Consider the following 10550-nt stretch of genomic DNA (forward strand, 5'->3'; position numbering starts at 1 on the left):
ATAAGGCCAAAACATTCGGGACTATACAGCTTTAAACGAAATGAGTTAAATATTAATATAATCAGCATTTATACATGCAGTGGTAATGTTACTAATTTCCTTCGAAAAATGAGTGTTGGGGACGGAATTAGTTGATATTATAGGTTGATAGGATAGGTGGAGACGGTGAATAGTAGAATGCTGCTGCTATTGGTTGCAGTTATCTCTATAGGTATTTTTGCATTGCCGACCACAGTTTCACGATTCACAGGACAGCATACTTTTAAGAATGCATCGGAGGTAGCAAGCGATAGTGGATGCAGGAAATGCCATGAAGACATTTATGAAGAGATGCATAGTGCAACTAATCAGGTTCACTGGAACGTACCCGGACCGAAAGGCAGCAATGATGTGTTCCAGTGCACTGAATGCCATACTGTGGATTTTGACATAAGTGTTTACTATCAAACAAATACTAAGGAGAGTGTAGATGGACATGCAGCGACTACAATCGCCTGCCTCTCATGCCATTCAGAGCTCGCCGGCCTGGGAGCAGGCGGATTTACATGCAACTCATGTCATGTAGGGACGGCTAAAATGTTTGACCCCAAAGTAGCTGGATCTGATCAGTTCCCGATGCATGCATTAGCATATAAATATGGAGTAGTTCATGATAGTGAGGGTAGGAAGAATTGTTCACAGTGCCACCGGGGAGCAAATCTCAATGTATTCATAGAACATATAGATTCCGAAATCACAAATGAGGAAGAAACTCATAGATCATTTTATTACAAGTCAAAATATCCGGACAATCAATCAGCTATAAATCTAAAAGACTCCAATACCGCATGTCTGGGCTGCCATTCGCATACGAGAGTCACTATATCGTGGAGACGGAGCATCGGGTATGAAATGACCGTGAACGCTACAAGCCGTGGAATGAAGGTGAATTTAACAGGCGTCAGTCCAATAACTGACACGACTGGTACCAGTGGCAGTTAAATTTTTGAACCAAATAGTTTTATACTAAAAAAGCTTTCTTAACATGGGGAGACCTGAACTATAGGTGGAAGATAGAATAAAGAATAAGCTCAAGGAAAAGTCTCATATATAAGAAATGCATTGTTCGCTAAAAGTTAAGAAGGATTATGGCTATGAAGTCAACGAAATCGTTGTGCCCAGATTGCCTCTCGGTGATTGATGCCTCAATATTCGAGGAAGATGGCAAAGTCATGATCGAAAAAACGTGCAGCAAGCACGGGGCTTTCAAGGATATTTACTGGTCCAGCGCAAAGCAGTTCAAACGCTTTGACCGCTACTGGCATGATGGAGAAGGGGTTGCCAATCCCAATGTCTCGACCAACGGGAATTGTCCTCATTCGTGCGGATTGTGTTCATCCCATAAAACGACCACCATACTTGCGAACATCGATCTGACGAACAGGTGTAACCAGGAGTGCCCTGTATGTTTTGCGAACGCATCATCCTCCGGCTATCTCTACGAACCATCACTGGAGCAGATAAGAGCCATGATGCAAACGCTGCGAAATGAAAAACCTGTGCCCTGTCCTGCCATCCAGTTCGCCGGCGGTGAACCCACGATGCGTGAGGACATTGTAGAAATCGTCAAAATGGCTTCACAGTTCAAGTTCACACAGGTTCAGATGGCAACCAACGGTATCAAGCTTGCAAAGAGCCTGAAATTCTGCGAAGACCTGAATGCAGCCGGGTTGCATACTGTTTATCTGCAATTCGACGGGGTAACGGAGAAGCCATACCTTATAAACAGGGGCTTTAATGCCCTCCCGGTAAAACTTAAAGCCATAGAAAATTGCAGAAAGGCCGAACTGACAAGCATTTCCCTGGTTCCCACGCTTGCAAAAGGCGTCAACGACGACCAGGTGGGAGATATAATCAGATTCGCTGTTAACAACATGGATACTGTTAAAGGTATCAATTTCCAGCCTATTTCCTTTGCCGGAAGGATTAATAAAGAAGAGAGGATGGAAAAAAGAGTTACCATTCCCTATTTATTCGACCGGATAGAAGAGCAGACAGGCGGAGCTATTACGGCAGAGGACTTCTATCCCGTGCCTTTTGTCGTACCAATATCGCATTTTGTGAATGCGGAAGAGGGCGTTCCAAGCATTGAATTCACTGTTCATCCTCACTGCGGCACAGGCACATATATCTATGTCGAAAACGGTAAAATGATACCCATAACCCGCTTTATTGACGTTGAAGGGCTTCTTGAGCATGTAGATAAGCTGGCATCGACCGACGAAAAATGGATCGGCAAATCCCTCGGCAGAATAAAAATGATTGGCAGCCTTATCTCTGCACTGCCCAAGTATGTTGATACGGCAAAAGCGCCAAAATCGGTGGACGTGAAGCAGCTCTTCATTAATGTCCTGAAGGAAGGGACAGGGGATGCGACAAAAGAATTCCACCGCCATACGCTCTTTTTAGGCGCCATGCATTTCATGGACCTGTATAACATGGACCTTGAGAGGATAAAACGGTGCGGCGTTCATTATGCGACCCCTGACGGCAGGATTATACCGTTCTGCACATATAATACGGTACACAGGGTGGAAGTCGAAAAGAAGTTCTCAACGCCCCTGTTAAGGGTGAAAGCATAGAAAACCGAAGAGCAATGAGAAGAACAACCCGGGAACCGGTCTACCTTTCAAGATACCTTGATGTAATGAAGGATAAGCTTCCTTCGCAATTTTTAATCTCTCAATCAATTAATGTTGATTTTAGCAATGACTCTTCGCCGGATGAACTCTGGAGCCTGCATGATAAAGCGATGAACTCTTTCCGCGAGAGTATGGAAAAAATAAGCTCTATAAAAGAACTGCCACCCCGTGCGGAATCATCGCTCCTTGACCTGAAATCCGCCATCGCTGACAGGATACTGGAATCATGCCAGTTCTGCGAGCGGTTGTGCGGGGCCAACCGCAGGAAGAAAGAAACGGGCTTCTGCCGGTGCGAGGCGGTTTCGCATTATTCCGCCGAGTTCATGCATTACGGTGAGGAGCCCGAACTTGTGCCCTCGCATACGATATTCTTCACAGGATGCAACTTCTCATGCGTTTACTGCCAGAACTGGGAAATCTCAACGTCTCCCCGGAGCGGTAAATCAATATTGCCGCAGGAGGTCGCAAGGATTATTGCGCTGCGCCGCGCGTACGGCTCAAGGAACGTCAATTTTGTTACGCCGACGCCTCATACCCATATTATCCTGAAGATTTTGAGCGCGCTGAAAGTCAATGTGCCTGTTGTGTGGAACTCCAATATGTACTACTCAGAAGAGATAGCAGAGTTGCTTGAGGGCGTAGTTGATGTATATCTTGGCGATTTCAGATACGGGAATAACGATTGTGCTAAGAAATATTCAAATGTTCCCGATTACTGGCAGGTCGTGACCAGGAATTTCAGGGGCGCTTATGAGAGCGGGGAAATACTCATGAGGCAGCTTGTGCTTCCGGGGCATCTTGAGTGCTGTACAAAGCCTATAGTTCAATGGACAAAGGGGAATATCCCCGGAATCAGGTTTAACCTGATGTTCCAGTACAATCCCAATTACAGGGCGTATGAATATCCTGAAATAAACCGGGCTCTTACACATGCGCAGATACAGAGGGCACTTGAAATCGTGAAAGAGGCGGGGCTTGAGGACGTGCTCGTTTAAAGCCTGAGTTGCACTTCGGAAGGGCGCATGCGCGGATTAGAGCTTGTGTTTTGCCAGATTGAACAAAACCATGCTCAGAATAATGCATATTGAGAGAGCGTAAACCCATGTATCCGAACTCAGTAGTTTGAAGCCATTGTCCGAGATATAGTACATTCCACCAATCGCTGCTGTGATTATGAAGGTTAAAATTGCCGATGCTATTGCGCCGCCTAAAAGAGAATATGGATATACGGCATCTCTTACTTTTTCAAAGAACACCGAGGATATAACGAACCCTATAGAGAATATAAAAAGGATATAATATGGCTGAATCGGGAATTTGATAGAACCGTCTTCAAAAATATAAGTAATCCCATACGCAACCGAGACCATTATGAAAGCCATAACTGCAACTACAGTCAGTACCCTGACAAAGTCATTGGATTCAAGTTTAATACCCATGTCTCTGTGATCAAAATATAGTTAAAAGTATTTAAGTTTTTGGAATATATAATTTCATGTGACTATACATTGGCTGGTGATGATAGAAGAAGACATTTTCAAATTAGCGGTCCCAAAGCCAGGGTCCGGACTCGAACCGGAATGAAATCGCTCTGCAGGCGATTGCGTAGCCGTTCCGCCACCCTGGCATCATGACCAAAAAAGGAAGTAAATAAGAGATTATCTTTCTGTGTCAAAAGCCCGCTGGATTCCAGCACCTTGAAAACAAGCTTCGCAGAAGGAGGTAAATGCTCTATCTTTGCCGGCTTAGAATGTTGCCCGTGGTTTGCAAAGACGATTCCTCATTGGTTCATCACCGCTCTAAATTACGGTGATTCTCGTTATAAAGCTTTCTTTTGTCTTGGGCAGGTGTCGATAACCTCCATAAGTATCTGCCGACGCTAATCGAAATCTTTATCTATCGTCAGTACGCAATATTGGAGTGAATAATATAACAAAGGGGAGTGTGAATGGTATGGCTCGAAGAAGAACTACTTCAGAACCTGAACAAACCAGGGAAGAAACGGAATCGCAAGAAAAGATTAAGGGAGAACAAACTGCCAGGCGTGAAACTGTCTCAACAACCCCGTCTTCGTGGTGGGAAGAGAGAAAAACTATAGAACGACCAAATCCGGAAGACCAGGAAAAGAGTTTCAGGGAAGAGGAGAAACAAATGGGAGTAGAAAGCGAAGAAAGAAAAGAAGTTTCCAGGACAGGGGCTCGCAGAGATGTTCCTACACCTGCATCTTCGTGGTGGGAAGCGAGAAGAACGATTGAACGACCAAGTCCGGAAGACCAGGAGAGGCGTTATAGGGAAGAGCAGGAAAGGTATGAACAGGAAAGACAGAGGGAAAGTCCCTATAATAAACCGATACAGGAGTTGTTGAAAGAAGGAAAGAATGTTGAAGAGATAATCTCCATGAGAGAGCAAGAGAGACCGACAAAAGAGATGAGAGAAGAAGGTAAAGAAAAGAAAGATATCTCCCAGGCAGTATCCGGCAGCTATGCTGCAGTTTCAAGAATGTTAGAGGACTCCTTTACGAACCTGCAAAAACCGTGGATCGATTCCACAGTAGAACTGTTCAATAAGGCGGCTGAGCTCTCAAGGAATGCCACACCTGAGAATTATAAGGCATTCTATGATGAATGGATGAAGACCTACCAGAACACATTTGGTAAACTTTATCCGGGCATGACACGGCAGCTTGATAAAGAGACACTTGAAAAGCTGAAAGAAAGCGCAGAGGAATCAAAAAATCTTTTCCGATCATGGATCTCCATGTTAGATGAGAATTCCCGGAAGACGCAGGAATTGCTCCAGAGCACACCTGATCCCGGGAAATATAGAGAACTCTACAATATGTGGACAAGAACTTACGGAAAAATATACCAGGACTTTATTGAAATGCCAACTAAGGGAAGTACAGCAGTGATCTTTGAGACCTATGGAGGCATGCCGAATATCTATTTCAGGAACTTTGCACAGATAGCAAAACTCTGGAATGATTCCTACCAGATTCTATTCCGTCCGTGGGTCGATTCCATGCTGTCGTTTTCAGATAAAATGGCAGAGCTATCAAAGGGAGAAGCCAGACCGGAAGCTTATAAGGAATTTTATAACCTGTGGATAGATACGTACAGGAATACCTATGGCAGGCTGTTCGATATCCAATCTGTCAGGTCAGCCTCAAAAGAGATAGCAGATAGTTTTGTGAAGGTTATGGAGGTTAATCTGAATATCTACAACTCCTGGGTATCAGCCCTGGAGAAGATATCGCAGAAAACCGCGGATATGTCAAAGCATGCCGCACGACCTGAGGCGTATAAAGAACCTTATAATGCCTGGGTAAATATGTACGAAAGGGCGTTTGACGATTTCTTTACGTACGTACCTTTAATGAGCCCGGTAAAACCTATGATGGAACCTGTAAAGAACGCAGCCAGGGCATATACGGATATGTTTACCAGCATGTCAGGTATGTGGATGAGACCTGCTTTCGGTTCTACAAGCACGGCTTAAGCGCGCAAAGGCATTGAACTCACTCATGGGTTCAATGCATATTTTTCTAAAACGTATTCATTCCCCGCTTTTTTTAGACTACCAAAATCACTGATTCCATTCTAACCAAACCATCATCTATTTATATCAAGTAAACTTTAGTGAAATCAAGCTTGCTTGATTTAGGAGGATTGAACATACATATCTCTGATGGGGTTCTGGAGCCGCAGTGGATTCTATTCTGGTATGCGATATCCGCAGTTTTCATCGCGCTCGGTCTGCGTATGATAAACAAATGCATCGCATCAGACCCATCATACCTTCCAAGGATCTCACTCATAGGCGCCGTTGTCTTTGTGATTTCGGTATGGCACATTCCCGTGCCTGTGACCGGCTCCTCTTCGCATCCTGTAGGGACGCCTCTTGCAGCAATTCTCATAGGTCCTTTTGCAACTGCCGTAGTAAGTTCGATCGCACTTTTTTTCCAGGCATTCGTGGCACACGGCGGCTTAACGACCATCGGGGTGAACACGTTCTCGATGGGAATCATGGGAGCTTTTGGTGGTTACTTTGTTTACAGGCTGCTGAAGAATTTTACCCCTCCCTGGTTCTCAACAGGGATGGCAGGGTTTGCCGGGAGTATACTGACATATCTGATGACAGCCCTGCAACTTGCACTATCTCTTAATCCGGGCAATGTAATGTATTACTGGAAACTGTATTCCCTTGGTTTTATTCCCACCCAGCTTCCCCTTGCTTTCGCAGAGTTCGCCTTTACAGCCTATGCGATAAAATACATATCCAGGACAAAACAGGAATTGACCGGTGCGCCAGGATATGGGATGGATAGTTTCACAAAGACCGCCCTGTCGTTAATGATAGTGTTCGCCTCGGTCATCGCACTGGGAGCATATGCCGGTTATTTAAAAGGTGGGGATATGTCAGGTATCGATGGTACCGTTGAGTCACGCGCCGCTCCCGGTGCGAACCCGGATGGTATCGGTACAAGGTTGATGGCGCGCTTCGGTGAGCCGCTGGGATTTGCTTTTGTCGGAATAACAGGCGGGCTTGTCACCGGGTATTACTGGAACGCATGGAGGAAGCCCTGATGATAGAATGGCTTACCCGCGACCCCCTGAACGGGCTTGTGATAACTATCACTTTTTTTATCTCGTTAATACTGGGCAGATATCTTGGAGAAAAAAGAATGGATGCCGGATACAGGGTGCGCGTAATTGATACAAGAATCAAGCTCCTTGTATCGTTCTTACTTATCATTTCCGTAACACTGATGTACCACTGGTATTTTCCGGTCGTTATAACAATACTGTGCGCCGCCGTTGCTTTAAAACTCCGGATATTGCGTGATTACAGTAAAAAGCTCACCTTCCCGCTTATTCTGGCTATATTTATCTTTGCGCTGCAGGGTTTTACCTATGGGATGAGCAAGATTGATCTTGGAATTATTTCGGTTTATACTGAGGGGGTCAAGTACGGTTTTCTAATTTTTACAAGGGTTTTTGCTTCCGCCTCTATCCTTATACTGCTGGTGGTAACAACACCGGAGAACGAATTACTTGAAAACATGCGCTGGTTCAGGGTTCCGGCAACCATGATTGAGATTTCGTCTTTCATGGCACGGTATATAAAGATGTACTCTCATGAAGGGAAACGGCTCAAACTGGCACAGGAATCAAGATGTGGCTTCTCAAGAGACCTGGGCTTTACGGGCAGGATGTACAATACAGCCTCTCTATGCGGGGCGCTCATTATCCGGGCGTTCGCAAGAAGTGAAGGGGTCTATAAAGCCATGCTCTCGCGCGCCTGGCATCCGCAGTTACGGTATTCGCATGTTTTGCCATTGAACAGGAACGACGCAGTATTGGGAATAATATTATTTTCGGGAATTGTCGGACTTGTAATTTTTGACAGGATTTTGTGAGGCTGCGATGAATGCCATAGAAACGATCGGTCTTGAGCATAAATATGCAGACGGTACAGTTGCGCTGTCGGGCGTGGATTTTGAGGTGGACAAGGGCGAAAGGGTTGCCGTGCTCGGACCTAACGGCAGCGGCAAGACGACCTTATTCTATCATTTTAACGGGCTTATCAGACCGACAGCCGGGGATATCAGGGTTTTCGGGGAGAACATCGGGAAAGAGAACATCGATACGGTCAGGAGACGGGTAGGCATTGTGTTCCAGGACGCTGACAGTCAGTTATTTGCACCGACTGTGTTCGAAGATATTGCTTTTGGTCCAAAAAACCTTGGATTCGATCCACAGGATATCAAGGATAGGGTTTCGGAAATACTGCACAGGTTCGATATTGAAGAACTTGCAAAGAAAAACCCTGCAAACTTAAGTGAAGGTCAGAAAAGGAGGGTAGCTATTGCGGGAGTTGTTATTATGGAACCTGATGTCCTTGTGCTCGATGAACCCACCTCAGGTCTTGATGCCAGCGGGGTCACAGATACGATGGAGATACTTGATGAACTGAACGGTGAAGGGAAAACAATTATTATCTCAACCCATGATACTGAACTTGCTGCATCCTGGGCTGACAGGGTGTATATACTCAATAAGGGAAAAATTTTCAGAAAAGGAGTGCCCAGGCTTATTTTTGCGGATGAAAAGCTGATCTCCGAAGCCGGTTTAAAACATCCTGCCATAGTCCAGACATTTCGTGAATTTCATGCGCGCGGCATTTCAAAAGGTGAAGTCCCGCTTTCGGTTCTTGAGCTTATGGACTCCATTGATGCAAAACTGATCAGTATAAGATGTGCTGTAGCAGGCTTTGATATCTCTGCAGGCGATGAGGTTTACCTCTGTATGAAAGACGGCATGCTGGTTGCAGGCAGCGTACCGACAGGCGTCAGGGGTAAGGCGGTACTTGGCGGCAAAAAAGGTGAGGATATTGCAGTTAAGGATGTTACCGGCGATTTACATCAGCTTGCAGGCAGCATCACGATTGTCCGGGTACCTGGCATCGTTGAAGGCGGCTCAAGGGCGGTGAATATCGGAAAAATACGGGAAATCCTGGAAAAGGAGAATGCCGGTAAAATCGGTGCAATGGGCACATCTGCAAAGGTACTGGTGAACAAAATGGGAATTAAATGTGATTTTGAGTTCGACGTTGCCCAATCAGGCATGCTGGCTGCGCTTCGGGGTTTTAATGTGGTTATTTTCGCTTCCGGGGGAATGGCTGGGAGGGTGATTGAGAGAGTAAGAGAAAAGAAAATCATCCGGACCGTTCTGAAGAGCTTTGAATGATCTATATAAATGGATAAACATACGTGTTGTTCAGCAGCATGTGGTGAACTTAAAAAAAAGTAGCAAGAGCCTATCTAAGATAGGCTCTAAGTCCGAAAGAATATTCGGACATGCTTTTAATGTTAGCCAGATCACTTAATTCTTACAACGTCCTCACCAGTGAAAGGCGTGCTTGTTGGGCTATTCCTTGCCACAAGAGAAAATATATATTTTCCCGGTATATCAGGGTTCTTGAGCGTACCTTTAGCCATTTTTAGTTTAACTACGCTATTCTTTGTTATAGGACCTGCGATTCCTCCGAGAGAAACGTTAAGAAAACCAGGGGTAGTGGATGTCGGTTCTGTTAGTTTGAGAGTTGAAGCACCAATGACAATATTATTTATAGGCTGATCTTGGACTATATTAAAAGTCTTACCGCCATCGACCGAAAATTTTACATCAACAGTTTTTGTAGTTGGGTTGTCTGAGATTATTGTAACTATAATTTCTTTGTCTGCTTTATGGTCTGACATACTGTAGGTAACGATTTCATTGCCGGCAGGAGGAAAGATAAATTCATAGCCTGCAGGGATTGTAGCGTCCAGGAAAAAAAACCCGCCTGGGGGGACGTGTGTTGTAATAAAGAAAGCTCTGTATGTGTCAGAAGTAGAACCAGCAATGGCAGCGGATGGCGTTACGATTATATTTAGTTCCTCTTTATCAGCAAAAGCTGGCAGCGTCATCATCAATAAAATCGAAAATATAGCCAGTGATGCCGTAATTGATCTTAAAAACCTACGATTGTTATTCATATTATCTCCGCCACCTTGAAAACTACTATTGCAAAAAAAGCAATCAACAGCGGCACGATGCTGGTGTCAAGAGAGCAGGCAAGCTTTTTGCTCCATAACACCGAAGCTGAAAGAATTTCCTTTAAGGAAAGCAATACGATAAGCGTTACCACGCCAAGAGTACCTAGCTGTGGAGCACTTATAGTTGATGTTGCAGAGATAATCCCTGCCGATGAACTAACCACACTTGATAACATTGTTTTACCACCTCAAATACTTCATTACATCTAACTATATAATTGTTTCGGTTTTAATCTGATCATGTGTAGTCCCGAAACCTTTGGCTTTAT

Annotated in this window: 10 protein-coding genes and 1 tRNA gene; 7 read left to right on the forward strand and 4 right to left on the reverse strand. The window is 44.8% G+C overall.

Annotation, left to right across the window (positions count from 1 at the left end):
• Positions 1 to 165: 165 nt before the first annotated feature.
• The 3 genes from MNV_RS09600 to MNV_RS09610 all read left to right on the forward strand — a co-directional run bounded on the left by MNV_RS09600 (position 166) and on the right by MNV_RS09610 (position 3676).
• A complete protein-coding gene (locus tag MNV_RS09600; protein WP_143311719.1) occupies positions 166 to 981 on the forward strand; it encodes a hypothetical protein in 816 nt (271 codons plus the stop codon).
• Positions 982 to 1133: 152 nt separating this feature from the next.
• Complete coding sequence (tes, locus tag MNV_RS09605) at positions 1134 to 2621, forward strand: tetraether lipid synthase Tes (protein WP_096205598.1); 1488 nt, start codon at positions 1134 to 1136, stop codon at positions 2619 to 2621.
• Between the two features lie 14 nt (positions 2622 to 2635).
• Positions 2636 to 3676: a radical SAM protein gene (locus MNV_RS09610; protein WP_096205584.1), complete on the forward strand. Its 1041-nt coding sequence runs from the start codon at positions 2636 to 2638 to the stop codon at positions 3674 to 3676.
• A gap of 36 nt (positions 3677 to 3712) precedes the next feature.
• On the opposite strand, the gene MNV_RS09615 is transcribed toward MNV_RS09610, so the two are convergent.
• A complete protein-coding gene (locus MNV_RS09615) occupies positions 3713 to 4120 on the reverse strand; it encodes a hypothetical protein (RefSeq protein ID WP_096205586.1) in 408 nt (135 codons plus the stop codon).
• Positions 4121 to 4236: 116 nt separating this feature from the next.
• Positions 4237 to 4308: transfer RNA gene (locus tag MNV_RS19615), tRNA-Cys, on the reverse strand.
• Positions 4309 to 4634: 326 nt separating this feature from the next.
• On the opposite strand from MNV_RS19615, the gene MNV_RS09620 reads away from it, so the two are divergent.
• From MNV_RS09620 to MNV_RS09635, 4 genes are all read left to right on the forward strand, one after another.
• Positions 4635 to 6179: a hypothetical protein gene (locus tag MNV_RS09620; RefSeq protein ID WP_143311720.1), complete on the forward strand. Its 1545-nt coding sequence runs from the start codon at positions 4635 to 4637 to the stop codon at positions 6177 to 6179.
• Between the two features lie 170 nt (positions 6180 to 6349).
• Positions 6350 to 7267: an energy-coupling factor ABC transporter permease gene (locus MNV_RS09625; RefSeq protein ID WP_218837975.1), complete on the forward strand. Its 918-nt coding sequence runs from the start codon at positions 6350 to 6352 to the stop codon at positions 7265 to 7267.
• The gene (cbiQ, locus tag MNV_RS09630; protein WP_179293918.1) at positions 7267 to 8100 is read left to right on the forward strand and encodes a cobalt ECF transporter T component CbiQ; all 834 of its coding nucleotides are present in this window, start codon (positions 7267 to 7269) and stop codon (positions 8098 to 8100) included. Before MNV_RS09625 ends, cbiQ begins: the two co-directional genes overlap by 1 nt.
• Before the next feature lie 7 nt (positions 8101 to 8107).
• Positions 8108 to 9430, forward strand: a complete 1323-nt coding sequence (locus tag MNV_RS09635) for an ATP-binding cassette domain-containing protein (RefSeq protein ID WP_096205592.1) — start codon at positions 8108 to 8110, stop codon at positions 9428 to 9430.
• Positions 9431 to 9561: 131 nt separating this feature from the next.
• Here the strand turns inward: MNV_RS09635 and MNV_RS09640 are convergent, their stop codons facing one another.
• Together MNV_RS09640 and MNV_RS09645 are read right to left on the reverse strand one after the other, a co-directional pair.
• On the reverse strand, positions 9562 to 10221 hold the full coding sequence (locus tag MNV_RS09640; RefSeq protein WP_143311721.1) for a hypothetical protein: 660 nt from the start codon (positions 10219 to 10221) through the stop codon (positions 9562 to 9564).
• Positions 10218 to 10457 (reverse strand): hypothetical protein, encoded by a 240-nt coding sequence (locus MNV_RS09645; protein WP_096205596.1) that lies wholly within the window; start codon positions 10455 to 10457, stop codon positions 10218 to 10220. Before MNV_RS09645 ends, MNV_RS09640 begins: the two co-directional genes overlap by 4 nt.
• Positions 10458 to 10550: the final 93 nt, after the last annotated feature.

This window comes from Candidatus Methanoperedens nitratireducens (genome assembly GCF_900196725.1).
GTDB lineage: Archaea > Halobacteriota > Methanosarcinia > Methanosarcinales > Methanoperedenaceae > Methanoperedens > Methanoperedens nitroreducens_A.

Coding starts and splice junctions, on each gene's coding strand:
- tes (WP_096205598.1), top strand. CDS start 1,134: ATGAAGTCAACGAAATCGTTGTGCCCAGATTGCCTCTCGGTGATTGAT.
- MNV_RS09610 (WP_096205584.1), top strand. CDS start 2,636: ATGAGAAGAACAACCCGGGAACCGGTCTACCTTTCAAGATACCTTGAT.
- MNV_RS09615 (WP_096205586.1), bottom strand. CDS start 4,120: ATGGGTATTAAACTTGAATCCAATGACTTTGTCAGGGTACTGACTGTA.
- MNV_RS09620 (WP_143311720.1), top strand. CDS start 4,635: ATGGCTCGAAGAAGAACTACTTCAGAACCTGAACAAACCAGGGAAGAA.
- cbiQ (WP_179293918.1), top strand. CDS start 7,267: ATGATAGAATGGCTTACCCGCGACCCCCTGAACGGGCTTGTGATAACT.
- MNV_RS09635 (WP_096205592.1), top strand. CDS start 8,108: ATGAATGCCATAGAAACGATCGGTCTTGAGCATAAATATGCAGACGGT.
- MNV_RS09640 (WP_143311721.1), bottom strand. CDS start 10,221: ATGAATAACAATCGTAGGTTTTTAAGATCAATTACGGCATCACTGGCT.
- MNV_RS09645 (WP_096205596.1), bottom strand. CDS start 10,457: ATGTTATCAAGTGTGGTTAGTTCATCGGCAGGGATTATCTCTGCAACA.